General features: G+C 38.9%; 24 protein-coding genes. 17 read left to right on the top strand and 7 right to left on the bottom strand.

The window, feature by feature from the left end:
* Positions 1-11: 11 nt before the first annotated feature.
* On the top strand, positions 12-737 hold the full coding sequence (gene cmoA / locus O1Q79_RS01705) for a carboxy-S-adenosyl-L-methionine synthase CmoA (RefSeq protein ID WP_386692665.1): 726 nt from the start codon (positions 12-14) through the stop codon (positions 735-737).
* A 167-nt stretch (positions 738-904) separates the two neighbouring features.
* Here the strand turns inward: cmoA and O1Q79_RS01700 are convergent, their stop codons facing one another.
* The 3 genes from O1Q79_RS01700 to O1Q79_RS01690 are packed head-to-tail and all read right to left on the bottom strand — an operon-like array spanning position 905 to position 3,731.
* Positions 905-1,003 (bottom strand): cytochrome bd oxidase small subunit, CydX/CbdX family, encoded by a 99-nt coding sequence (locus O1Q79_RS01700; protein WP_386692664.1) that lies wholly within the window; start codon positions 1,001-1,003, stop codon positions 905-907.
* Positions 1,004-1,017: 14 nt separating this feature from the next.
* A complete protein-coding gene (cydB, locus tag O1Q79_RS01695; protein ID WP_386692663.1) occupies positions 1,018-2,154 on the bottom strand; it encodes a cytochrome d ubiquinol oxidase subunit II in 1,137 nt (378 codons plus the stop codon).
* 14 nt (positions 2,155-2,168) lie between these two features.
* The gene (locus tag O1Q79_RS01690) at positions 2,169-3,731 is read right to left on the bottom strand and encodes a cytochrome ubiquinol oxidase subunit I (protein WP_386692662.1); all 1,563 of its coding nucleotides are present in this window, start codon (positions 3,729-3,731) and stop codon (positions 2,169-2,171) included.
* 507 nt (positions 3,732-4,238) lie between these two features.
* Between O1Q79_RS01690 and O1Q79_RS01685 the strand changes: the two genes are divergently transcribed.
* The 16 genes from O1Q79_RS01685 (at position 4,239) to rnb (ending at position 19,138) form a co-directional block, all read left to right on the top strand.
* On the top strand, positions 4,239-4,556 hold the full coding sequence (locus tag O1Q79_RS01685) for a DUF5339 domain-containing protein (protein WP_386692661.1): 318 nt from the start codon (positions 4,239-4,241) through the stop codon (positions 4,554-4,556).
* Positions 4,557-4,675: 119 nt separating this feature from the next.
* A complete protein-coding gene (gene glnE / locus O1Q79_RS01680) occupies positions 4,676-7,555 on the top strand; it encodes a bifunctional [glutamate--ammonia ligase]-adenylyl-L-tyrosine phosphorylase/[glutamate--ammonia-ligase] adenylyltransferase (RefSeq protein ID WP_386692660.1) in 2,880 nt (959 codons plus the stop codon).
* A gap of 12 nt (positions 7,556-7,567) precedes the next feature.
* A complete protein-coding gene (locus O1Q79_RS01675; RefSeq protein ID WP_386689894.1) occupies positions 7,568-7,927 on the top strand; it encodes an RnfH family protein in 360 nt (119 codons plus the stop codon).
* Positions 7,928-7,942: 15 nt separating this feature from the next.
* The gene (locus O1Q79_RS01670) at positions 7,943-9,133 is read left to right on the top strand and encodes a JmjC domain-containing protein (protein WP_386692659.1); all 1,191 of its coding nucleotides are present in this window, start codon (positions 7,943-7,945) and stop codon (positions 9,131-9,133) included.
* 200 nt (positions 9,134-9,333) lie between these two features.
* Positions 9,334-10,008: a Bax inhibitor-1 family protein gene (locus O1Q79_RS01665; RefSeq protein ID WP_386692658.1), complete on the top strand. Its 675-nt coding sequence runs from the start codon at positions 9,334-9,336 to the stop codon at positions 10,006-10,008.
* An 85-nt stretch (positions 10,009-10,093) separates the two neighbouring features.
* Positions 10,094-10,423, top strand: a complete 330-nt coding sequence (locus tag O1Q79_RS01660; RefSeq protein ID WP_386692656.1) for a TusE/DsrC/DsvC family sulfur relay protein — start codon at positions 10,094-10,096, stop codon at positions 10,421-10,423.
* A gap of 164 nt (positions 10,424-10,587) precedes the next feature.
* Positions 10,588-11,469, top strand: coding sequence for a metal ABC transporter substrate-binding protein (locus O1Q79_RS01655; RefSeq protein ID WP_386692655.1), 882 nt, complete (start codon positions 10,588-10,590; stop codon positions 11,467-11,469).
* The gene (locus O1Q79_RS01650; protein WP_386692654.1) at positions 11,469-12,362 is read left to right on the top strand and encodes an ATP-binding cassette domain-containing protein; all 894 of its coding nucleotides are present in this window, start codon (positions 11,469-11,471) and stop codon (positions 12,360-12,362) included. The genes O1Q79_RS01655 and O1Q79_RS01650 overlap by 1 nt, the downstream gene beginning before the upstream one ends.
* On the top strand, positions 12,356-13,210 hold the full coding sequence (locus O1Q79_RS01645) for a metal ABC transporter permease (protein WP_386692653.1): 855 nt from the start codon (positions 12,356-12,358) through the stop codon (positions 13,208-13,210). The genes O1Q79_RS01650 and O1Q79_RS01645 overlap by 7 nt, the downstream gene beginning before the upstream one ends.
* Positions 13,210-14,070, top strand: a complete 861-nt coding sequence (locus O1Q79_RS01640) for a metal ABC transporter permease (protein ID WP_386692652.1) — start codon at positions 13,210-13,212, stop codon at positions 14,068-14,070. The genes O1Q79_RS01645 and O1Q79_RS01640 overlap by 1 nt, the downstream gene beginning before the upstream one ends.
* Positions 14,071-14,072: 2 nt before the next feature.
* Positions 14,073-14,843, top strand: coding sequence for a Nif3-like dinuclear metal center hexameric protein (locus O1Q79_RS01635; RefSeq protein WP_386692651.1), 771 nt, complete (start codon positions 14,073-14,075; stop codon positions 14,841-14,843).
* A 265-nt stretch (positions 14,844-15,108) separates the two neighbouring features.
* Positions 15,109-15,441: a YqjD family protein gene (locus O1Q79_RS01630; protein ID WP_386693322.1), complete on the top strand. Its 333-nt coding sequence runs from the start codon at positions 15,109-15,111 to the stop codon at positions 15,439-15,441.
* A gap of 76 nt (positions 15,442-15,517) precedes the next feature.
* Positions 15,518-15,919: a phage holin family protein gene (locus O1Q79_RS01625; protein ID WP_386692650.1), complete on the top strand. Its 402-nt coding sequence runs from the start codon at positions 15,518-15,520 to the stop codon at positions 15,917-15,919.
* Between the two features lie 9 nt (positions 15,920-15,928).
* Positions 15,929-16,195, top strand: a complete 267-nt coding sequence (locus O1Q79_RS01620) for a hypothetical protein (protein ID WP_386692649.1) — start codon at positions 15,929-15,931, stop codon at positions 16,193-16,195.
* 87 nt (positions 16,196-16,282) lie between these two features.
* Positions 16,283-17,071 (top strand): SDR family oxidoreductase, encoded by a 789-nt coding sequence (locus tag O1Q79_RS01615; protein ID WP_386692648.1) that lies wholly within the window; start codon positions 16,283-16,285, stop codon positions 17,069-17,071.
* Positions 17,072-17,143: 72 nt separating this feature from the next.
* The gene (gene rnb, locus O1Q79_RS01610) at positions 17,144-19,138 is read left to right on the top strand and encodes an exoribonuclease II (protein WP_386692647.1); all 1,995 of its coding nucleotides are present in this window, start codon (positions 17,144-17,146) and stop codon (positions 19,136-19,138) included.
* A gap of 59 nt (positions 19,139-19,197) precedes the next feature.
* Here rnb and pheA read toward each other — a convergent pair whose 3' ends face one another.
* The 4 genes from pheA to ftsZ form a co-directional block, all read right to left on the bottom strand.
* The gene (pheA, locus tag O1Q79_RS01605; RefSeq protein WP_386692646.1) at positions 19,198-20,355 is read right to left on the bottom strand and encodes a prephenate dehydratase; all 1,158 of its coding nucleotides are present in this window, start codon (positions 20,353-20,355) and stop codon (positions 19,198-19,200) included.
* Between the two features lie 75 nt (positions 20,356-20,430).
* On the bottom strand, positions 20,431-22,077 hold the full coding sequence (ushA, locus tag O1Q79_RS01600) for a bifunctional UDP-sugar hydrolase/5'-nucleotidase UshA (protein ID WP_386692645.1): 1,647 nt from the start codon (positions 22,075-22,077) through the stop codon (positions 20,431-20,433).
* Between the two features lie 76 nt (positions 22,078-22,153).
* Entirely contained in the window at positions 22,154-23,071 is a 918-nt protein-coding gene (lpxC, locus tag O1Q79_RS01595) for a UDP-3-O-acyl-N-acetylglucosamine deacetylase (RefSeq protein WP_386689853.1), read from the bottom strand.
* A 40-nt stretch (positions 23,072-23,111) separates the two neighbouring features.
* Complete coding sequence (gene ftsZ / locus O1Q79_RS01590) at positions 23,112-24,311, bottom strand: cell division protein FtsZ (RefSeq protein ID WP_386692644.1); 1,200 nt, start codon at positions 24,309-24,311, stop codon at positions 23,112-23,114.
* Between the last annotated feature and the right edge of the window lie 3 nt (positions 24,312-24,314).

The raw sequence follows: 24,314 nt of genomic DNA, 5'->3' as shown, positions 1-24,314 counted from the left end.
GTAGCAACTATATGAATAAAGATACGATTTTTTCGACCCCTATTGAAAAACTGGGCGATTTTACCTTTGATGAAAACGTAGCGGAAGTGTTTCCTGATATGATTCAACGCTCCGTGCCAGGTTATTCCAATATCATCACGGCAATCGGCATGTTGGCAAATCGTTTTGTCACCGCTAATAGCCATGTTTACGATCTCGGTTGTTCACGTGGTGCCGCTACCCTTTCTGCTCGGCGGAATATCCAACAACCGAATGTCAAAATTATCGGTGTCGATAATTCACAACCAATGGTGGAACGTTGTCGTCAGCATATTAATGCGTATCATAGTGATGTACCCGTAGAAATTTTATGCGATGATATTCGCCATGTAAAAATTGAAAATGCGTCTATGGTGATTTTAAATTTCACTTTGCAATTTTTACCCCCAGAAGATCGCCAAATCTTGTTAGAAAAAATTTATCAAGGCTTAAATCCAAACGGCGTATTAGTGCTATCGGAAAAATTCCGTTTTGAAGACAAGAAAATTGACGATTTACTGATCGATCTACACCATCAATTTAAACGAGCCAACGGCTACAGTGAACTGGAAGTCAGCCAAAAACGTACCGCACTTGAAAATGTCATGCGTCCAGACAGTATAAATACGCATAAAGTGCGGCTAAAAAATATCGGATTTTCCTATGTTGAAGTGTGGTTTCAATGCTTTAATTTTGGATCGATGGTAGCGGTGAAGTGACTCCCGCACTAACGTACGGGGTTAAGCATAATCACGCCACTCCGTGGCTAATGCTAGATAAGATGCGGAGCATCATCACAATCGTAGCCCTGTACGTCAGTGCAGGGCAAACAAAAACGCCGAATAACAAATTTATTCAGCGTTTTTATTTATCCTAGTTACATTGGTTATTCACCAAATGAACCTTTATTTTCAAGTTTTGTCACCACTTTGACACTCAGCCAAACAGCGAATAAAACACCAACTACCCAAGCTACATATACCATAGTAATTCTCCTTCTTAGTATGCTGTCGTTTTGTTTTCTTCGATGTATTTAGCATCGATTCGACCAAACATTTTGTAGTATGACCAAATTGTATAAGACAAGGCAATCACGACAAATACTAATGCACAGAACAACATTATTTGTAAAGTTAATTGACTTGAAGTCGCATCCCACATTAATAAACTCATATCAGGGTGTGTAATTGATGGCATCACAAATGGGAACATTGATACGCCACAGGTTACAATAATACCCAACATGGTTAATGATGAGAAGAAGAATGCAAAACCTGAACGGTTAGCTTTAGATGCTGCGATATTTAATAACGCACCGATCACTGCTAAGACAGGGAAAATATATAATAACGGAATATTGTTATAATTTTTGAACCATGCACCCGTTTCAAGTGTTACTGTTTTACCTAGTGGTGAAGATACAGCGTTATGATCAACAATGCTAGTAACTACAAAGCCATCTTTAAATAATAACCATACACCGGCAAGAACGAATGTTACTAAGGTTGCAAATGCGCCTACTTGTGAAATAGTTCTGGCACGATTACGTAATTCTGCAGTCGTTTTCATTTGTAACCATGTCGCACCTTGTGTGGTTAACATAGATAAGCTAATTAAACCACAAAGTAACCCAAACGGATTTAATAACTCAAAGAATCCACCTGTATATTTGATTTGCATAATATCGTTGAATTCAAATGGTACACCTTGTAATAAGTTACCAAATGCGACACCGAATACTAATGACGGCACAAAGCCACCAATGAACAAACCAATATCCCATGCTTTACGCCAAGTTGCGTCCTCAATTTTAGCACGATATTCCAAACCTACTGGACGGAAAAATAATGCGGCTAACACTAAGATCATGGCAATATAAAAACCAGAGAAAGATACCGCATAAACAATAGGCCATGCGGCAAACATTGCACCGCCAGCAGTTAATAGCCATACTTGGTTACCGTCCCAGTGTGGAGCAATGGTGTTAAGCATGACACGTTTTTCAACTTCTTTCTTACCTGCAAAAGGTAATAAAGTTAATACGCCCATATCAAAACCGTCTGTTACACAGAAACCGATTAACAAGACAAGAACTAGAATCCACCAAATAAAGCGTAGAATTTCATAATCAATCATCGTCTAACTCCTACTTATTTAGTTGATTGCTCAAAATAATAGCGACCTGTTTTTAATGCACTTGGTCCAAGACGACCATATTTAAACATTAAATACATTTCTGCTACTAAGAATATTGTATATAAGGCACAGAGTAAGCCAATGGAGAACCAAAGATCGCCCGTGGTTAATGAAGAATTTGCCACACCAACAGGTAATACATCTTGGATCGCCCAAGGTTGACGTCCGTATTCAGCTAAGAACCAACCACATTCAATGCCAATCCAAGGTAATGGTAATCCCCACAAGATACCTTTAAGCAACCATGGACTTTGTTGAACTTTGTTGCGTAAACTTTGCATAAAAGCACCAAAAATCAATAAGGCAATTAAACCAGCGACACCAGCCATCACACGGAATGACCAAAATACTGGTGCAACATTAGGAATAGTATCTTGAGCAGCGGCTCTAATTTGACTTTCAGTAGCGTCAACCACTTTATCGGTATAGCGTTTTAATAATAAACCATAACCTAAGTCTTCACGCACCTCGAGGAATTGCGCTTTAGTCGCCTCGTCAACTTGACCTGCTTTTTTCTGAGCACGTAATTCTTCAAGTAAACCATAAGCCACAATACCTTTACGCACACGTTCAATATTGCGAGCTTCTAACTCTCTCAAACCAGGATAAGTACCATCAAGTGAACGTGTTGCAATCATACCACCCATAAAAGGAATTGAGATTTCAACATCATTTTTACGTTCAGCTTGATTTGGGATTGCAAATAAATGCCAAGATGCCGGTGCTGGTTGGGTTTCCCAATCTGCCTCCATTGCTGCTAATTTAACTGGTTGAGTTTGACCCACTTCATAGCCCGATTCATCACCCATGATAATAACACCTGCAGTTGAAATCAAACCAAAGGTGGCAGCAATAGCGAAAGAACGTTTAGCAAAGGCAAGATCACGACCTTTTAAGATATAGAATGCACTAATTGATAATACAAACATCGCACCAGCTACATAACCTGCAGATAATGTGTGTAATAATTTATTTTGTGCCGCTGGGTTTAACCATAAATCTAAAAAGCTCGTCATTTCCATTCGCATGGTTTCAAAATTAAATTCTGATCCTGTAGGAAATTGCATCCAACCATTTGCCACCAAAATCCACATTGCAGAAAGGTTTGAACCAAAGGCTACGCAATAAGTAGCAATTAAGTGTTGTTTTTTAGATAAACGATCCCAACCAAATAGAAATAAACCTACAAAGGTTGACTCTAAGAAAAAGGCTAATAATGCCTCGATAGCTAAAGGAGCACCGAAGATGTCACCCACATAATGAGAATAATATGACCAGTTAGTACCAAATTGGAATTCCATGGTGATACCAGTAGTTACCCCAAGAGCAAAGTTAATGGCGAATAACTTACCCCAGAATTTAGTCATATCTTTATAAACTTCTTTGCCTGTTACTACATAAGTCGTTTCCATAATGACAAGAATAAAGGAAAGCCCTAATGTTAAAGGAACAAACAAGAAGTGATATAACGCAGTTAACGCAAACTGCAAACGAGATAGTTCAACAATGTCTAACATCTCACAACTCCTTGTAAATATGCTACAAGATTATATTCGATTACTGTTCAAAAAACGTAATCACCCCGATTTTTCTCTTAATGCTCAACCCATGTTTTACATTAAAAGCAACCTTTTATACAAATTATTTAACAATCTTTACTCATTTAATGAACGAAAGATTATTGAGATAATTCAAGATCGGGCATATTCTACTACTTTTTATGCGGATAAAAAACAGAAAAAATGTTATGTAGATCACATTTTTAGATCTAAATCAAAAAAAATGCAGATTTATTTAGTAAGCTGTGTTTGATCTATCGCAAGACAAAACTGATTTTAACAAAAATACAACATTTAAATAAGTTACTTGTAATGTACAAAATAAAAGGATAAAAAAATAAATGGATTTTTGCTGAAAAAAGATAGACTTTTCACTAAATCTCTGATATTTTCACTGAAATTTTTGGGATTTGTGTACTCAATTTACACTATTCTGACTTAATGAATCAAAGGACAATCCATAGCATGACTAAAATAACAACATTGACTAAGCTATGCTTAACGCTTGCGGTCGCATTAATGTCTAGTTTTTCCGTTTCCGCTGCTGATACAAATAAAATACCAGAACAATGCGAAAAACTTTTTCAAGAAACCGAAAAATTGTTTACTGAAGCCCAACGCCAACCCGGCACCCACACCCAGCTAAACAAAATTCAAAATAAGCTCAACCAAAGCAAAAAACAAATTTTAGAAATGGAAATAGCAACCCAAATTAAAAGTTGTGATCAAGGGTTAGCGAAATTAAGCAAATTACATAAACCGGCAGAAGAAAATGTAAATTAGCGTTATCCTGCATTCTCGTGCAGGGTAAGTAAGTAATGATGCTCGGTATCTCTCTTCGATCTATTAAGCTACGGCGTAGCGACACCATGCGTAACCCCGTACGCTAGTACGGGGAAAAAATGACAAATTCAGAAAAACTACAACACCTTATCCAAACCCACTTCCCCGAAAAAACAGCCGAAAAAAACACCGCACTTTTAGACAAATTAAGCCATGCGGTCGCCATGTCAGATTTCTTGTTAGAAGTCTTTAAAAAACAACCGCACTTTTTAGCAGAATGTTTAGAACATTTGCCTGATTTGCCTAACGGTGAGCAATATTTCCATCGTTTAAATAACGAATTAAATCAAACGGATAACGAAGAACAGTTTTATAAAATCTTACGTCAATTCCGCAATCGTGAAATGGCGGTGTTAAGCATTTGCCAAAGTCTAAATATCGGCACGGTGGAACAAATTTTTATTCTTCTCTCGCAATTAGCCGAAAGCCTGATTATTGGGGCAAGAGATTGGCTATATAAACAAGCCTGTCAAGAAATGGGAACACCTTGCGATGAGCAAGGCAATCCGCAACAACTGTATATTTTGGGTATGGGCAAGCTCGGGGGTTTTGAGCTGAATTTTTCTTCCGATATTGATTTGATTTTCACCTACCCTGTGGCAGGCGAAACTGTGGGTGGTCGCAAAGCCATTGATAATCAAAAATTTTTCGTGCGACTCGGGCAGCGATTAGTCAATGCGTTGGATCAATTCACGCCAGACGGCTTTGTGTATCGCACCGATATGCGACTTCGTCCTTTTGGCGACAGTGGGGCGTTGGCATTAAGTTTTGCGGCGATGGAAACCTATTATCAAGAACAAGGGCGAGATTGGGAACGTTATGCGATGATTAAAGGGCGAATTTTGGGCTACCATCCGCAAGATCCCAATATCCACGCTTTACGCCAACTGCTCCGCCCTTTTGTGTATCGCCGTTATATTGATTTTAGCGTGATCCAATCTTTGCGTGAAATGAAAGGCAAAATTGAGCGAGAAGTTCGCCGCCGTGGCTTAAATGATAACATCAAACTCGGGGCTGGCGGGATTCGTGAAGTGGAATTTATTGTGCAAGTATTCCAATTAATTCGCGGCGGACGAGAAATCAGCTTGCAACAACATTCGTTGCTTAACTTGTTGCCAGAATTAGAAAAATTAGGCTTATTACCGCCTGAGCAACGCCACGATCTCACTCAAGCCTACTTGTTTTTACGCCGTGCAGAAAATGTGTTGCAAGCCATTAATGACAAACAAACCCAACTGTTACCCACCGATCCGCAAGATCAGGCTCGTTTGGTTGTCGCTTGTGCAGAATTCACCCAATTCAATACGGATAATCAACCCGAAACTGTGCGTTATCCTATCCACGATTGGGACAGTTTTTATGCGATATTACAACAACATCAACAAAAAGTGCGGTGCGTTTTTGATGAATTAATTGGCGATGAGAAAGAAGCCACAGAAAGCAATGCCGACAACGGCTGGCAAGATTTGCTGGAAATGAATGAAGCGGAAATGGAACAGTTACTGGCACAGCAGAACATTCCTGAAGCTCATTTTGACGACATTTTAGACCATTTACACAAATTCCGCCACGAGCTTGAACGCCGTGTCATTGGCAACCGTGGGCAAGAAACCCTAAATAAATTATTGCCCCTATTATTTCGCCAAATTTTTAGTCACGATGCCTATTTAACCCTGTTGCCACGCATGTTAAATATTGTGGAGCAAATTCTCTCTCGCACCACCTATTTAGAGCTGTTATTGGAAAATCCGCAGGTGCTAACCCAACTGCTGTCACTCTGTTCCCAATCCAAAATGATTGCCAAACAAGTGGCTCGCCACCCGATTTTGTTGGACGAATTACTCGATCAAAAAAGCCTACAAAATCCACCGCACTTTGAGCAATATCCTACTGAATTACAACAATATTTGCTGCGTTTGCCACCTGATGACGAAGAACAAATCCTGTACGCTTTGCGTCAATTTAAGCAAATTACCCTGCTCCGCATTGCGGCGGCGGATATTCTCGGCGTGTTGCCAATTATGAAAGTGAGTGATCATCTCACCTATTTAGCCGAAGCCATTATTGCAGCGGTAGTGAATTTGGCGTGGCAACAAGTGACCGCTCGTTTTGGTACACCGACTCATTTAAGCGACAACGAAAAAGGCTTTGTGGTGGTGGGGTACGGCAAACTCGGGGGCATTGAATTGGGCTATAAATCCGATTTGGATTTGGTGTTTTTGTATGACGGCGTGCAAGGACAAACCGCAGGCGGCAAAAAATCCGTGGATAATTTCCAATTTTATTTACGCCTTGCCCAAAAAATCGTCAGTATTTTTAGTATGAACACCAGTGCTGGCGTGCTGTATGACGTGGATTTACGCCTGCGACCCTCTGGCGATGCAGGTTTGCTGTGTAATTCTTTTGATGCGTTCAAAAAATATCAACAAAACGATGCGTGGACGTGGGAACATCAATCTTTAGTACGCACAAGAGCTGTGTATGGCGAGCCAAAATTACGCCAACAATTTGAGCAAATTCGCACGGAAATTTTGGCGACCCCACGAGATTTGCAAAAATTAAAAACAGACGTATTGGAAATGCGTGATAAAATGTACCAGCATTTAGCCAACCACGATCCCGAAAAATTCAGCATTAAAACCGATCAAGGCGGCATTACAGACATTGAATTTATCGCTCAATATTTGGTACTCGCCAATGCCCCAAACAATGTGGCGTTAGCCTATTGGTCAGATAATGTGCGAATTTTTGAGCAAATGGCAGAATTTCAGGTTATCAGCCTAGAAACGGCGGAACAGCTCAAACATTGCTACACTAGCTTACGCAACCGTATTCATCAGTTAAATTTACTCGGTGTGAAAACCATCGTGGATGCCAGTGAATTTAGCGAAGTGCGGTTATTTATTCAGAAAATTTGGAAAGAACTTTTTACACAATAAACACTCCCTAGTATGACAGAAACCGAAAAAAACACAGAAACAAACATTGAAATTGAAATAGCTTACGCCTACCCAACATCCTATTTCTTAAAGAAATTACAGGTAAAACAAGGTACTACGGTACAAGCTGCCATTTTACAATCAGGCATTTTACAACAATATACTGACATTGATTTGCGAGAAAACAAGGTAGGGATATTTAGTCGCCCTGTGAAACTCACCGATCCTGTCAATAATGGTGATCGCATTGAAATCTACCGACCATTGCTCGCTGATCCAAAAGAAATCCGCCGTAAACGAGCGGAAGAACAGGCGAAAGAAGCAGCGGAGAAGAAGAAATCAGAAAAAGAACAGCATAAAAAAGCACATTAAAAAAGGAAGAACAAAATGACTAACTATTGCTTACCCGAACACATCACCCCAGAGATTTTCCTACGTGATTATTGGCAGAAAAAACCGTTAATTATTCGTAATGGCTTGCCACAAATTGTGGGGCAATTTGAGCCAGAAGATATTATTAAATTGGCACAAAATGAAGATGTCACGGCACGGCTGGTAAAAACCTATGCCGATGATGATTGGAAAGTGAGTTTTAGTCCGCTTTCAGAACAGGATTTTGACAATTTGCCTGCACGCTGGTCAGTGCTAGTGCAAAATTTAGAACAATGGTCAACGGAACTCGGTGATCTTTGGAATGCCTTTGGCTTTATTCCCCAATGGCAACGGGACGATATTATGGTATCTTACGCCCCCAAAGGCGGTTCGGTGGGGAAACATTATGATGAATATGATGTATTCCTTGTACAAGGTTACGGTCAACGCCGTTGGCAACTGGGCAAATGGTGTGATCCTTGTACCGAATTTAAACCCAATCAGCCGATCCGTATTTTTGATGATATGGGTGAGTTGGTGATTGATGAAGTGATGAATCCCGGCGATATTCTCTATGTTCCTGCCAGAATGGCACATTTTGGCGTGGCAGAAAGCGATTGTTTAACCTTTTCTTTCGGCTTGCGTTACCCCAATTTGAGCGATATTTTAGACAATGTGAATAAAGGGTTCTGCCATAAAAATCCTGACATTGATCTTTCCACCTTTTTATTGCCACTGCGTTTGGAGCAAACGCCACAAGCCACAGGCAAACTAGGACAACCTGAAATTCAAGTGATAAAAGCCCAACTGATTGAAAAATTGGCTCAATCGGCAGAATTTGATCGCTTGTTCCAACAGGCTCTCGCCCAAACCGTCACAGCACGCCGTTATGAAATGTTGGTGTCTGATGATATGGCAGATCCTGATGAAATTCTGGCATTATTGCAAGACGAAAGTGCAGTGATTTCACAGGATAATAATTGTAAACTGGCTTACCTTGAGCAACCTGAATTAGAAATTTACGCCAATGGTGAATGGTTAGATGAGTTAAACCCATTGGAAAAAGCCATTTTAAAAGCCCTTGCGGATGGTGAACAGCTTGATTTATCGGCAATTCAACAGTTAACAGATGACGATATTGATATTGCTTTATTAATAGACAGTATTTGCAACTGGGTCGATGATGGTTGGGTAATGCTTAGATAAGCGTATTACTGGATATTTTTATTAAGTCATAGGAAATAAAATTATCATACTGGTAGATTACTTTTATTTTAGCTTTAACAGTTGATATTTTATACAAAAACCATATTATAGATCGATAAGATCGAAATACTTTGACTTTTCATTCATTTAACATTAATTTAACGATAGTTACTTTTATTATTTTATAAGGAAAACAACTTATGCAACATCAATCCCGAATTGTTTTAGGCGGTCGCGAGCAAAGCGAATCTCTACTTCAAACACATAAAGTGTTACGTAACACTTACTTTTTATTAAGCTTGACTTTAGCTTTTGCAGCGGTAATGGCTTATATTTCAATGTCATTAAATTTACCCTATCCGGGTATTATCGTGATGTTAGTAGGCTTTTATGTTTTATTATTCTTAACTAATGCGTTAGCCAATAGTGCGGCGGGAATTTTGGCAGTTTTTGCCTTTACAGGATTTTTAGGCTATACCATTGGACCTATTCTTAATGTCTATGTGGGGGCAGGTTTAGGGGATGCGATTGTGTTAGCGCTAGGTGGAACGGCTGCCACTTTCTTTGCTTGCTCAGCTTATGTGCTGACGACTAAGAAAGATATGTCTTTCTTATCGGGTATGATGTTTGCCTTATTTATCGTGTTATTAATCGGTATGGTAGCTAACATTTTCCTAAAAATGCCCGCATTGCAAGTAGCGATGAGTGGTTTATTTGTATTGTTCTCGGCAGCAGGAATTTTATTTGAAACCAGCAATATTATTCACGGTGGCGAAACCAATTATATTCGAGCAACAGTGAGCTTATTCGTTTCAATTTATAACTTATTCATTAGCCTATTAAATTTACTTGGTATTTTCCGTGGTGATGATTAGTTTAACCAATTGGTAAAATAATGATGAAACGTCCCTATTGTGGGGCGTTTTTTTGTTATAATCACAAAAAAAGTAGGGAAATAGTATGCTTGAAGTAAACCAAATTCAAATTAAAACCGATTCAGCAGGTTATCTATTAGACTTAAATCACTGGAATGAAGATGTGGCGATGGCACTAGCAAAACAAGAAAATTTATTGCTCACCGATGCTCACTGGGAAGTTATTTACTTTGTGCGGTCTTTTTATCAAGAATATAAAACCTCCCCCGCCATCCGCATGTTAGTCAAAGCGATGGCGGAAAAACTCGGGATGGACAAGGGTAATAGTCGTTACTTACAACGTTTATTTCCTGACGGTCCGGCTAAACAAGCGACTAAATTAGCTGGTTTGCCTAAGCCAGCAAAATGCTTATGAGCTAAACGGCTATTAGTTAAATGAGAATCAATATGATAATGAGAATGATTATCGCTTGACAATATAGAATATATACTTATAATTCGTAGGGCAATTTGGTTCTATGGAACCATGTTGTAAATAAATCATGCAAAAGTTTAATTTCATTTATTTAAGGAGAAGCTATGAAAAAACTTGCTAAACTGATGTTAGTTACCCTACTTACCACGGCTGCAACAAGTAGCTATGCAAAATTTAAAGTAGCCACCACCTTTACGGTGATTCAAGATATTGCGCAAAATGTTGCTGGAGATGCTGCGGAGGTGTATTCTATCACCAAACCGGGAGCGGAAATTCATGAATATCAGCCCACCCCAAAAGATTTGGCTCAAGCACAATCGGCGGATTTGATCCTATGGAATGGGTTAAATCTTGAACGTTGGTTTGAGAAATTTTTTCAGAATATGAAAAATGTCCCTGCTGTGGTGGTAACAGAGGGCATTACTCCCCTTTCCATTTATGAGGGGGAATATCAAGGCAAACCTAATCCTCATTCTTGGATGTCCACATCTAATGCGTTAATTTATATTGAAAATATTAAAAATGCGTTGATTAAATATGATCCAGCAAACGCCGAGATCTACAATAAAAATGCAGCTACATATATGGAAAAAATTAAAGCTTTAGATGCGCCGTTACGTGAGAAATTAATGCAAGTGCCAGCAGAAAAACGTTGGCTCGTTACGAGTGAGGGGGCATTTAGTTATCTCGCAAAAGATTATGGTTATAATGAACTTTATCTTTGGGCGGTTAATGCTGAACAACAAGGCACGCCAAAACAGGTGCGTAAAGTGATTGATGCTGTACGCCAACATAATATCCCTGTAGTCTTTAGCGAAAGCACGATTTCAGATAAACCAATGAAACAAGTAGCCAAAGAAACGGGGGCAAAATACGGTGGTGTACTTTATGTGGATTCACTTTCCACCGCTGATGGTCCTGTACCAACTTATATTGATTTATTAAAAACGACTGTATCCACAGTTGTACAAGGATTCGAAAAATAATGCAAAATATTACCGCTGCCATTCAGGTTGAAGATGTCACCGTTCGTTATAATAATGGACATATTGCGATTCAAAATGTATCGTTCCAATTGGAAGGAGGGACGATCTGTGCCTTACTCGGCGTTAATGGGGGCGGTAAATCCACGTTGTTTAAAAGTATCATGGGCTTGATCCGCTATCAACAGGGTAATATTCAACTTTGCCATTTACCGGTAGAAAAAGCCCTGAAACAGAACTTGATTTCCTATGTGCCACAAAGTGAAGATGTAGATTGGCAATTTCCAGTGTCAGTGTATGATGTGGTAATGCAAGGTCGCTATGGTTATATGAATTTTCTACGCATTCCCACCGCACTTGATAAACAAAAAGTACAACAAGCAATGGAACGTGTGGATATTCAACATTTGGCAGAGCGCCAAATCGGTGAACTGTCCGGCGGTCAGAAAAAACGGGTCTTTTTAGCCCGTGCCTTAGCCCAACAAAGTAAGGTGATTTTACTTGATGAACCCTTTACCGGCGTGGATGTGAAAACCGAAAATGCCATTGTGGATTTACTCGGTCAACTGCGTCAAGAAGGACATCTCATTTTAGTTTCTACCCACAATTTAGGATCCGTGCCTGATTTCTGTGATCAGGTGGTGATGATTAACCGTACGGTAATCGCTGCCGGTTCCACAGAAAGCACTTTCAACCAACACAATTTAGAAACATTATTTGGTGGTGTACTACGTCACGTTAAATTAGCTAATCAAGATCTACATGATGATGAAGATGAACGGGCGGTCACCGTATTAACTGATGATGAACGCCCCGCTGTGTTCTATGGTCAAACTAAAATCGATCCCCCAGCACCGATTAGTAAGAAAGACAAACAGGAACCGCCGTCATGTTAGAAATATTACTTGAACCCTTTAGCTATAATTATATGGTCAAAGCTATTTGGGTCAGTGCCGGCGTAGGCGGAATCTGTGCGTTTTTGTCCGCTTATTTAATGCTGAAAGGTTGGTCATTGATCGGCGATGCACTTTCTCACTCAGTGGTTCCCGGTGTGGCGATTGCCTATTCTTTATCCTTACCTTATTCAGTGGGGGCATTTTTTTCCGGTATTTTAGCCGCACTTTCGATTCTTTGGGTCAAATCCATTACCAAATTAAAAGAAGATGCGATTATCGGCTTTATTTTTACTACATTTTTTGCCATAGGCTTATTAATTGTTTCACTCAACCCGACTTCTGTGAATGTAGAAAGTATTGTGTTAGGTAATATTTTAGGCATTTCGGATGAAGATGCAGTACAAATCGCGATCATTACAGTGATTAGCACGATCTTATTACTGTTATTTTGGAAAAATCTATTGTTGGTTTTCTTTGATGAAATCCAAGCTATTTCGGTAGGCTTATCCCCTTATCGTTATAAAGTATTATTTTTCAGTTTATTAAGTGCGTGTATTGTGGCGGCATTACAAACCGTTGGCGCAATTTTAGTGATTGCAATGGTGGTAACACCCGGTGCAACGGCTTACTTACTCACGGATAAATTCCATAAACTGATTATTATTGCAGTTTGCCTAGGCATTAGTACCAGTATCATTGGAGCCTATATTAGCTATTTCTTAGATGGCGCTACTGGCGGCGTCATTATTTGCTTACAAACGTTGCTATTCTTATTGGCGTTCTTTTTCTCACCTAAATACGGCGTATTAATGAGAAATAAATTGCCGATAACACAGGAGAACGTCTAATGAATGGGCTGATCAACTGGTTTGCTGAACCACTTTCTTACCCTTTTATGCAAATGGCATTAGCCACAGCGATTGTGGTCGCAATTGTGTGTGCCATTCTGTCTTGTTATTTGGTCTTAAAAGGCTGGTCATTAATGGGTGATGCCATTTCCCATGCGGTGTTACCCGGCATTGTACTTGCCTATATTTGTGGCTTGCCCTTGATGCTGGGGGCATTTCTCTCCGGTTTATTTTGCGCTTTAGCCATAGGTTATTTAAAGGAAAACAGCCGAATTAAAGAGGACACAGTAATGGGAATTGTGTTTTCAGGGATGTTTGCCTTTGGTTTAGTATTATTTGTGAAAGTCGAAAGCGATCAACATTTAACCCATGTTTTATTTGGTAATTTACTTGGTGTTGGATTGCACGATTTTATACAAATCCTATTTATTTCAATCGTGATCTTTTTGATTATGTTATTAAAACGCCGCGATTTTCTCCTTTTCTGTTTTGATCCAAGTCACGCACGAGTAGCAGGTTTATCCCCAAGAGTATTGCACTATGGTTTACTTGCCCTATTAGCACTCACCATTGTGGAAGCGATGCAAGTGGTCGGCGTCATTTTAGTCGTCGCTATGTTAATTTCACCGGGTATTACTGCGTTTATGTTGACCAAAAAATTCGATTATATGATTGCCATTGCTATGATTAGTTCGGTATTATCCAGTTTCTTAGGCACCTTAATTAGTTTTCATCTCAATGCGGATATTGGTCCTTGTATAATCCTGTTACAAGCGATTATTTTTGTGTTAGCATTGCTTTATTCCAAATTTAAAATACAGCAAATTCAACCTGTGAAAGGCCTAAAAGGTGCGGTGTAAAAATGCAAAATTTTCAACTAGAACAAATCATTAATCAAAAACTTAATGCTCAAGCTATTTCCGACTATGCACCAAATGGCTTACAAGTGGAAGGTAAAAGCGAGATAAAAAAAATGATTACCGGCGTAACTGCAAGCCTTGCTTTGATCGATCATGCTATTCAACAAAACGCTGACGCTATTTTAGTTCATCATGGTTATTTTTGGAAAAGCGAAAATCCTTGTATTCGGGGTATGAAAGGTGAACGGATTAAACGTTTGCTAGTTAATGACATTAATTTATACGGTTATCATTTACCGTTGGATATTCATCCTGAACTGGGTAACAATGCGTTATTAGCCAAATCCTTAGGCATTGAACATCTTCAACCGTTAGAACAAGGCATAAACAGCATTCCGATGTGGGGAACCTTACGCGAACCTCTGTCTCCACAAGATTTCAGCCAACGCATAAACCAAGTCCTCGGTAAAATACCTGTCACATGTGATGTGGAAAAATTTAACCTAAATGCACCACGGTTAATTCGCAAAGTTGGGATTTGTACTGGTGGCGGTCAAGGCTATATTGATCTCGCCTATTCGCAAGGCTGTGATGCCTTTATCAGCGGTGAAATTTCCGAACAAACCACCCATTCTGCCAGAGAGCAAGGGATTCATTATTTTGCTTGTGGACATCACGCGACAGAACGTTGTGGGGTAAAAGCCTTAGGGGAATGGCTCGCCATAGAATATGACGTTAATGTAGAATTTGTGGATATTGATAATCCAGCTTAACACAATCTATCTGATCAGAAAATTCCATCAATTTTGTACTTACCGATACCCAATAATGCGATTGGGCAATCCTATTTTACCTCATAAAAAAACGTATAAAATTCAATCTCTTGAATATTAGCTTAAAGAAATTTTCCTGATAAATCATAATATTATTTCTTAGCAAAATTTGACTTTCAGCTAAAAGTATGTTTATTATAAAAGTGTCTAGTCATTAACCAACCGATGACTAGATATTAAAAACAATAAAATAAATAAGGAGAGCATTATGAGTCAATTCGATAAAAAACGTGAAGAACTATTAGATGAAATTCGTGACATTCTTACTAACGCTGAAGATTTATTCAACGAAAAAAGTAAATCTGGCGAAGTTGAGTTGAAAAAATTAAAAGAGAAATTAAGTTCTCGTGTCGGTGATGCAAAAGAAAAATTTGCGAGTTTACAAGAAGACGCTATTGCGAGTGCTAAAGATGCCGTGGCAAGTGCAAAACAAGTAGTAAAACAAACCGACTCTATCGTACAAGACAATCCATATAAAGCGATTGGTGTAGCAGGTGTGATCGGATTATTACTTGGCGTTTTAGTTAGCAAAAAATAATCACGAGATCTTATCATTAGATCTGAGTTGCTTGGTTTCAAGCAACTCAATTTATATTATTTTCTAAGGAGATCTGATGCAAGCCATTCAAAATATCAAAACCGGCGTAAAGAATATTCTCATTACAACACTTGAATTAGCTCAAGTTCGCTTAGAGATGGCACGTATCGAACTAAACCAACATACTCGACACTTAGTGTCGGTGCTGATCTCAGTATTAATACTGATCGTATTATTATTTATAGCATTAATGAGTGGACTATTTGCGATAAATGCCTATTTCGATGACCCTAACCAACGCTTAATTGCCTTTTCTAGCATTAGTGGAATGACATTATTATTTATTATTATCTTGATTTTTGTGATTTTAAATAGCTTAAAAAAACAACGCAGTTTTATGCAAAGCACACTTGAAGAAGTAAAATTAGATATTGCCACGCTAAAACAACTGGCCAACCGTTCTAATTCGAATCAATAGGTGGAAAAAATGAAAGATCCATTAACCGAAGAAAAAGAATTGCTAATCTTAAAAGGCGACGCATTACGCATAAAATTATTAGCGCAGGGGCAACATACTCAGCAAACTATTGCCTACCCACTGGATCAAATTAAACATGTAGGTTCCACATTAGCACAACCTGCAATCCGAGCATTATTTCTTTCATTACTCAATCGCAAATTGTTATCCGCAAAAGGGTTGACCTACTCCGCCCTAGGATTAGGTACCTTATATCTGTTAAATAAAAAGAAATAATATTCAGGTCAGCTTTGCGTTCTTGTGTTTTTGCCTTATACTAGACAAGTTTTTCAATCACATTTTAAACATCAATTAGGATAGATTATGAGTTTCTTAACAGGTAAACGAATTTTAGTTACTGGTCTTGCTAGCAACCGTTCCATTGCTTATGGTATTGCAAAAGCCATGAAAGCACAGGGTGCTGAACTTGCTTTCACTTATTTAAACGATAAATTACAACCACGGGTGGAAGAATTTGCCAAAGAATTTGGTTCAAATATTGTGTTGCCATTAGACGTTGCAACTGATGAAAGTATTCAACACTGCTTTGCGGAATTAAGCAAAAGTTGGGAAAAATTTGATGGTTTTGTGCATGCTATTGCTTTCGCACCAGGTGACCAATTAGATGGTGACTATGTAAATGCAGCGACTCGTGAAGGCTATCGTATTGCTCACGATATTAGTGCCTATAGCTTTGTAGCAATGGCTCAAGCTGCTCGCCCTTTGTTAAATCAAAATGCTGCTCTTTTAACCCTGTCTTATTTAGGGGCAGAACGTGCGATTCCAAACTATAACGTCATGTGTTTAGCCAAAGCCTCGCTTGAAGCTGCAACACGTGTAATGGCGGCAGATTTAGGTAAAGACGGTATTCGTGTGAACGCTATTTCCGCTGGTCCAATCCGTACGCTCGCAGCATCTGGTATTAAAAACTTCAAGAAAATGTTAGCAGCATTTGAAAACACCGCCGCATTACGCCGTACCGTGACCATTGATGACGTAGGCAATTCTGCTGCATTCTTATGTTCTGATTTAGCCTCTGGCGTAACAGGCGAAATCTTGCACGTTGATGCAGGCTTTAGTATCACCGCAATGGGCGAATTAGGCGAAGAATAAACCTAGTTTTTCGTATTTTTGTATGGGCGAACCGATGTGTTCGCCCGTATATTATTTTATAAGACAATAAAAATGTTTCAAAACAATCCTCTACTCTCTCAACTCAAACAACAACTTCACGATAGCAAAGTACGTGTCGAAGGCACGGTAAAAGGTACAGATAAAGCCTATGGTTTCCTCGAAACTGATAAAGACACCTTTTTTATTGCTCCACCAGATATGAAAAAAGTGGTACATGGCGACAAGATTAAAGCAGTGATCGAAGAAGTGGGCGACAAAAAACAAGCCGTTCCTGAAGAATTAGTCGAAACCCTGTTAACCCGTTTTATCGCTAAAGTGCGGTTTAATAAAGACAATAAATTACAAGTGTTAGTGGATCACCCTAATATTAATCAGCCGATCGGTGCCGTTCAATTAAAATCCGTACCTGAACAATTAAAAGAAGGCGACTGGGTAGTAGCAACCCTTAAAACCCACCCACTACGTGATGATCGTTTTTTATTTGCTCAGGTCAGCGAATTTATTTGCCATGCAGAGGATGAATTTGCTCCGTGGTGGGTTACTTTGGCTCGTCATCAACAATCTCGCTACCCCGTGCAAGGACAGGATAGCTATGCTATGCTCGATCAACAAACTCGTGAAGATTTAACCGCACTTCATTTTGTCACCATTGACAGCGAAACCACGCAGGATATGGACGATGCTTTATATATCGAAAAGATCGAGCAAAATAATGCACAAACAGGCTGGCGTTTAGTGGTGGCGATTGCTGATCCGACTGCTTATATTGATGTCAATTCACAAATTGAAAAAGATGCCAAACAACGCTGTTTCACCAATTATTTACCTGGCTTTAACATTCCTATGCTGCCACGGGAATTATCAGACGATCTTTGTTCTTTAATGCCAAATAAAACTCGCCCAGCCTTAGTTTGTTATATTGAAACCGATCTTAAGGGAAAAATCACTAACCAACCTTATTTTGTTTCCGCTTATGTGCAATCCAAAGCGAAACTGGCTTATAACAAGGTATCTAATTATCTGGAGCAACAACCTAATGCGTGGCAACCTGAAACAACGGAAATAGCAGAACAGGTCAACAATTTACACCAATTTGCGTTGGCTCGTATTCAATGGCGTAAAACGCACGGTTTATTATTTAAAGAAAAACCAGATTATAGTTTTGTGCTTGCAGAAAATGGGCATATTTTAGACATCAAAGCTGAACATCGCCGTATTGCTAATCAAATCGTGGAAGAATCTATGATTATCGCTAATATTTGTGCAGCACATTATCTTGATGAACAAGCTAAAACAGGCATTTTCAACGTCCATAAAGGTTTTGATAATAAATTTCTGATTAATGCTCACCATTTCTTAATGGCGAATTTTGCTAATGATGATAATCGAGCAGAATTAGAACAACGTTATTCCGTAGAAAACTTAACTACACTCAATGGCTATTGCCAAATGCGACATGACATTGAACCATTTGCAGGCGATTATTACGAATTCCGCCTACGTCGTTTCTTAACCTTTGCCGAATTTAAAGCAGAATTAGCACCGCACTTTGGCTTAGGATTAACAGGTTATGCCACATGGACATCCCCAATCCGCAAATATTCCGATATGGTTAATCATCGCTTAATCAAAACCGCGATAGCCAACCAGCAAGGAGAGAACTTACCTTTCATTAAACCATCAGATGACATTTTGGCACGTCTGCAAGAATCACGCCGTCAAAATCGCTTAGTAGAACGGGATATTGCCGATTGGTTATATTGCCGTTATTTGAATGAAAAAGTGGCAGGAAAACCACAATTTGAGGCGGAAATACAAGATGTAATGCGTGGCGGTTTACGTGTGCAACTGTTAGAAAATGGGGCAAGTGTGTTTATTCCAGCCTCGACCATTCACCCGAATAAAGACGAAATGGAAGTCAATTCTGATGAAATTGCCTTATATATCAACGGAGAACGCTGTTATAAAATTGGTGATATTGTTAAAATTCAGCTAAATGAAGTCAAACTTGAAACTCGGAGTTTAATTGGGGAGTTAGTGATTTAAAGCAATAAATCTGCCCCTTCATAATATTTAGTATCCATAGGGGCAGAGAACATACTAATCTATGCCTTGGTAGGCTTGACAATCTCACTCGGGTAACAACCTAATACTTTCAAAAAAGTACTATATTCTTTTAATTCTTGCAACACTTGTTGGGTGTTGGGATGATGAATATTGGCTTCAATTTCCAAATAAAACATTTCTTCCCATGGCGTACCATAAATTGGGCGAGATTCAAGTTTGGTCATATTAATTTGGTGTTTCTTAAACACATACAACGCATCAACCAACGCACCCGCCTGTTGGCGAGTGGTCATTAATAACAGGGTTTTACTGGCAATTTGCGGTGAAACCGATAAAGGTTCTTTCGCCAGTACAATAAAACGGGTGATATTATTGGGTTGATTTGCAATATCCGTTTTTAATACTCGTAAACCATATAAATGACCGCCATCTTCATTACCTAAGGCGGCAATATTCGGTTTATTCAAACTGGCGACTAATTCCATGGCATGCGAGCTACTTTCACAGTATTCAATATGCACACGATCCAAACTACGAATGAATTGGCTACATTGCTGAATGACTTGTGGGTGACTATACAACGTATCAATTTGACTAAGATCCTGTTGTTCGTTCACTAGCACACAATGTTTAATGGGATAGGCTAATTCCCCCACCAAAGAGAGATCGGTATGTTGTAATAAATCATACACATCATTAATGGAACCTGATGTGGTATTTTCTAACGGCAACACCCCGAAATCAGCTTCACCTGATTTGACTTTATCAAAAATCTGTTCAAAGGAACTACAACTTAATTCTACTAATTGTTCTTGATAACGTGTGGCATAATTACGAGCCGCTAAATGTGAATAAGAGCCACGTTTGCCTAAAAAAGCAATATGAATATTCTGCTCACGTTGTTGGTTGAGTTTTTTCTGTAAATAAACCTGTTGTGTTACTACTGAATCTTCAATAATCCGCTGAAAAATTTGGGTAATATATTGTGGTTCAAGCTGATAATTCTGGCTTTCCGCAAAATTGACTAATTCTTGTAATAAGATTTGCTCACGTTCTTCATCACGTAAGGGTTTTTGGGTAATTTCTTTGCTCCGCACCACATCAAACGCCAAACGATGACGTTCCGATAACAATTTTAGTAAACTACGGTCAATTTGCGTAATCTGTTGGCGAATTTCAACTAAATCTTGTGCCATAAAATAACAATATCCTGTAAGAAAAATAAGGGTCTGATGAATTTCAACAGACCCGATTATAGCATAGGGCTAACATTAACGATAAATAATCTCGTCTTTTGGCTCAAATTTGCTGGCATCCAATGGTGAATGCTTTTGTAAATATTGTTTCATTACATCTGCATCAATAAAGCCAGAATCCACATAGGTTGGATGATTTTTCAATACTGGATAGCCGTCACCACCTGAGGCACTATAATTTGGCAAAGATAAACGATATTTTTTGCTCAAATCTAATGGCTCGCCTTTGACTTTAATCTCCGTAACAGTTTTATTGGCATAATCTACCACCATGGAAATTCCAACAAATTGCGGATAGCCACCAGAATCAGTTTCTTTTAATGCCACCACGTTTAAGTAGTCTTGTAGTTCTTGTCCCGTTAAATCAGCGTAACTTACTGCATTACCAAAAGGTAATACTTTCAACACATCACGATAAGTCACTTCGCCTTCATTAATTGAATCACGTACTATACCGGAATTGACCAACCCAATATCTGCATTCACTTTGTCACGCTCAACTTCTGCCACTAAACGCCCTAAATTAGTTTGTTTAAAGCGAACCACCGAACGTTCCCCTTCTAATTTACCTTTGACAGTACCGACTTTTTCACCCAATAATTCATTACCTTTTGCTTGGTAAGATTCAACTAATTTTGCTACTTCTGGATCTTGTGGAATTTCTTCTGTATAAAATTGATATTCGGTTTTACCATCTGCCGTTTGTACTTTTTTCTTTAAATTTACTGGAATTAATTGATAATGTTCAAGTTTTAATTCACCATTTTTAAAACTGAAATCTGCACGCCCAACATATTTACCCCATTCATGAGCTTGCATAATCCAACTACCATTTTGGTAATCTGGTTTACAAGGATCTGTTGGTTTGTAGTCCTCAATCCATACTCCCTTTTCATCCACACAAACAGGATCATGGGTATGTGCCCCAATAATCATATCAAACGCCCCCTTATCCAATTTACGAGCCATGGATACATCACCCGGAGCATTTGAACCAAATTTACCATCATAGTAATAACCCATATGGGTCAGAGCAATTTTCACATCTGGCTTTTCATTTTGTGCCAACTCCGCCAAGACTTTTTTCGCTGTTTCCGTTGGATCATCAAAACGGATCAAATTCATATATTCAGGATTACCTAATTTTGCCGTGTCTTCTGTGGTTAAGCCCACGACAGCAATTTTTAAATCCTGTTTATTTAAAATGGTATAAGGTTTCACTAAATGCTTACCTGTTTTTTTCAAGTAAATATTTGCACTCAAGAATGGAAATTTTGCCCATTTCTCTTGCATATCAAGTAGTTGCAATGGATTATCAAATTCATGATTACCTAATGTCATGGCTTCATAACCGACCATATTCATCGCTTGAATATCGGGTTCGGCATTTTGTGAATCGGATTCTGGTACACCCGTATTCACATCTCCCGCATTGAGTAAGACCACTGTTCCTCCTTGTTTTTCGACTTCTGTTTTGATCTGGTCAATTAATGTTTTTTGAGCAGCTAAACCAAACTCGCCTTTGTCATTTGGAGCAAAGTGTCCGTGTAAATCATTAGTATGTAATACGGTAAAATGATAAGTCTTATCTTGTTGATATGCCATGGCTGAAGCGGCAAGCAACGCCATAGAAAGTGCGGTCATTTTTGACAAAATTTTCATAATAAGTCCTTCTAAATGAAATGATAGATACAAAAAAAGCCATACTCAAAAAAGTATAGCTTTTTAACCAATTTTATTAAATTAACACTTGCTGTGTTATCATATAACCTTTTGGCACGACTTGTTTATCTTCAAAGGTCACAAATTCCCAAGCCTCTTGATTATCTAATAAAGCTCGTAATAATTTATTATTTAAGCCATGTCCAGATTTATACGCACTAAACTCACCGATAAGGTTGTGACCGCACATATATAAATCACCGATAGAGTCCAACATTTTATGGCGAACTAATTCGTCTTTAAAACGTAAACCATCTTCGTTTAGCACACGGTAATTATCCAATACGATAGCATTATCCAAACTACCACCTAAAGCCAAACCTTGTGATTGAAGATATTCAATATCTTTCATAAAAGCAAAGGTTCTTGCTCGGCTAATTTGTTGTACAAAATTTTGTGCTGAAAAATCCAATTTGTAATGGCTTAATTTTTTTGGAATCGCCGGGTGATTAAAATCAATCGTGAAATTCAAACGGAAACCACTATAAGGCTTAATTTCCGCCCATTTATCACCATCTTCTACTCGTACAGTTTTCTTTACACGAATAAATTTTTTCGCCGCATTTTGTTCTTCGATGCCAGCATCAAGCAATAAATAAATAAACGGACTTGCACTACCATCCATAATCGGAATTTCTGGAGCGTTAACTTCAATGATCACATTATCAATGCCTAAGCCTGCTAAAGCCGCATTAAGATGTTCAACTGTAGAAATACGCACACCTTCATCATTCACTAAACAAGTACAAAGCATGGTATCACGTACAGCTTTTGCATCCGCAGGGAAACTGACAGGCGGATTAAGATCGGTACGACAATAAATCACCCCCGTATTCACCGCAGCTGGGCGTAAATGCAAAGTCACCTTATTACCGCTGTGTAATCCCACACCAGTCACTTTAATGCTTTGTTTTAATGTTCTTTGTTTAATCATAAATCTTCTCAACTTTTTACAAAATGACTAACATTTTGTTTTAGCTATTATTACCACGTAAAAAAGCAGGTTTAAATACATCATTATTATTTAATGGTGTTGGTCGTGCTGTTTCAAGTGGCTTTTGATATGTTGAAGTTTGTTGCTCTTGTAATCCCGACGGTTGTCTTACCTGACCCACTGTTTGAGTAACGGCTGCCACAGGCTCTTCCGCATCACCAATCCCCGTAGCAACAATAGTCACACGAATTTCATCTGACATTTCCGGTACTAAGCTGGTACCCACCACTACGGTTGCCTCATCCGAAGCGAAAGAACGAATAATATCACCTACCGCATAGAATTCATCTAAACCTAAATCTAAACCAGCGGTAATATTGACTAATACCCCTTTAGCACCAGATAAATCAACATCTTCCAATAATGGACTGGCCACAGCATCTTGAGCAGCTTTTTCAGCACGTCCATCACTTGATGCACCTTTGGCAATACCAGAACCCATCATAGCACGTCCCATTTCTGACATAACAGTACGCACATCAGCAAAGTCAACGTTAATTAATCCCGGTGCAGTAATCATATCAGAAATACCTGTCACAGCATTACGAAGAATATCATTTACTGTAGAAAATGCTTGAACTAAAGTAGTATTTTTACCTAATACCTTTAATAATTTTTCATTCGGAATACTAATTAAAGAATCCACATGTTTGGACAGCTCTTTAATACCCAATTCCGCAAACGCCATGCGTTTTTTACCTTCAAAAGAGAACGGTTTAGTCACCACAGCAACGGTAAGAATGCCTAATTCTTTTGCTACTTGTGCAACAATAGGTGCAGCACCAGTACCTGTACCACCTCCCATACCTGCTGCAATAAAGACCATATCCGCACCCTCAAGCATCGCCCGAATCGCCTCTTGATCGTCTTCGGCAGCTTTACGCCCTACATTTGGATTAGCTCCAGCTCCTAAACCACGTGTGGTTTCTGCACCGATTTGTACAGTTTGTTGAACCTTACTTTTGCGTAAAGCCTGAGCATCCGTATTTACCGCATAGAAGATAATTTCACCATGTTCATCACTCGCAAGAGAATCTTCTCCAACAAGTGAACCGCCATTATTCAGTAAACTATCCACCATATGGTTAACGGCATTACCACCACCGCCACCAACGCCGACTACTTTAATCAGCGTGCGACCGACTTCGTCATCAAAATCATATTGTACCGGGTCAAACATTTA

Source organism: Lonepinella sp. MS14434, from assembly GCF_042468235.1.
Classification (GTDB): Bacteria; Pseudomonadota; Gammaproteobacteria; order Enterobacterales; family Pasteurellaceae; genus Lonepinella.
The sequence above is the reverse complement of the archived record's forward strand: the minus strand, read 5'-3'. Positions and strand labels throughout refer to the sequence as shown.

Excerpts from the sequence above, each read along its gene's own strand:
- O1Q79_RS01625 (WP_386692650.1), top strand. The coding sequence starts at position 15,518 with ATGCAAGCCATTCAAAATATCAAAACCGGCGTAAAGAATATTCTCATT.
- O1Q79_RS01655 (WP_386692655.1), top strand. The coding sequence starts at position 10,588 with ATGAAAAAACTTGCTAAACTGATGTTAGTTACCCTACTTACCACGGCT.
- O1Q79_RS01615 (WP_386692648.1), top strand. The coding sequence starts at position 16,283 with ATGAGTTTCTTAACAGGTAAACGAATTTTAGTTACTGGTCTTGCTAGC.
- lpxC (WP_386689853.1), bottom strand. The coding sequence starts at position 23,071 with ATGATTAAACAAAGAACATTAAAACAAAGCATTAAAGTGACTGGTGTG.
- glnE (WP_386692660.1), top strand. The coding sequence starts at position 4,676 with ATGACAAATTCAGAAAAACTACAACACCTTATCCAAACCCACTTCCCC.
- O1Q79_RS01660 (WP_386692656.1), top strand. The coding sequence starts at position 10,094 with ATGCTTGAAGTAAACCAAATTCAAATTAAAACCGATTCAGCAGGTTAT.
- O1Q79_RS01635 (WP_386692651.1), top strand. The coding sequence starts at position 14,073 with ATGCAAAATTTTCAACTAGAACAAATCATTAATCAAAAACTTAATGCT.
- O1Q79_RS01700 (WP_386692664.1), bottom strand. The coding sequence starts at position 1,003 with ATGGTATATGTAGCTTGGGTAGTTGGTGTTTTATTCGCTGTTTGGCTG.
- O1Q79_RS01645 (WP_386692653.1), top strand. The coding sequence starts at position 12,356 with ATGTTAGAAATATTACTTGAACCCTTTAGCTATAATTATATGGTCAAA.
- O1Q79_RS01690 (WP_386692662.1), bottom strand. The coding sequence starts at position 3,731 with ATGTTAGACATTGTTGAACTATCTCGTTTGCAGTTTGCGTTAACTGCG.
- ftsZ (WP_386692644.1), bottom strand. The coding sequence starts at position 24,311 with ATGTTTGACCCGGTACAATATGATTTTGATGACGAAGTCGGTCGCACG.
- O1Q79_RS01640 (WP_386692652.1), top strand. The coding sequence starts at position 13,210 with ATGAATGGGCTGATCAACTGGTTTGCTGAACCACTTTCTTACCCTTTT.
- ushA (WP_386692645.1), bottom strand. The coding sequence starts at position 22,077 with ATGAAAATTTTGTCAAAAATGACCGCACTTTCTATGGCGTTGCTTGCC.
- O1Q79_RS01675 (WP_386689894.1), top strand. The coding sequence starts at position 7,568 with ATGACAGAAACCGAAAAAAACACAGAAACAAACATTGAAATTGAAATA.
- O1Q79_RS01665 (WP_386692658.1), top strand. The coding sequence starts at position 9,334 with ATGCAACATCAATCCCGAATTGTTTTAGGCGGTCGCGAGCAAAGCGAA.
- cmoA (WP_386692665.1), top strand. The coding sequence starts at position 12 with ATGAATAAAGATACGATTTTTTCGACCCCTATTGAAAAACTGGGCGAT.
- rnb (WP_386692647.1), top strand. The coding sequence starts at position 17,144 with ATGTTTCAAAACAATCCTCTACTCTCTCAACTCAAACAACAACTTCAC.
- pheA (WP_386692646.1), bottom strand. The coding sequence starts at position 20,355 with ATGGCACAAGATTTAGTTGAAATTCGCCAACAGATTACGCAAATTGAC.
- O1Q79_RS01620 (WP_386692649.1), top strand. The coding sequence starts at position 15,929 with ATGAAAGATCCATTAACCGAAGAAAAAGAATTGCTAATCTTAAAAGGC.
- O1Q79_RS01650 (WP_386692654.1), top strand. The coding sequence starts at position 11,469 with ATGCAAAATATTACCGCTGCCATTCAGGTTGAAGATGTCACCGTTCGT.
- O1Q79_RS01670 (WP_386692659.1), top strand. The coding sequence starts at position 7,943 with ATGACTAACTATTGCTTACCCGAACACATCACCCCAGAGATTTTCCTA.
- O1Q79_RS01685 (WP_386692661.1), top strand. The coding sequence starts at position 4,239 with ATGACTAAAATAACAACATTGACTAAGCTATGCTTAACGCTTGCGGTC.
- cydB (WP_386692663.1), bottom strand. The coding sequence starts at position 2,154 with ATGATTGATTATGAAATTCTACGCTTTATTTGGTGGATTCTAGTTCTT.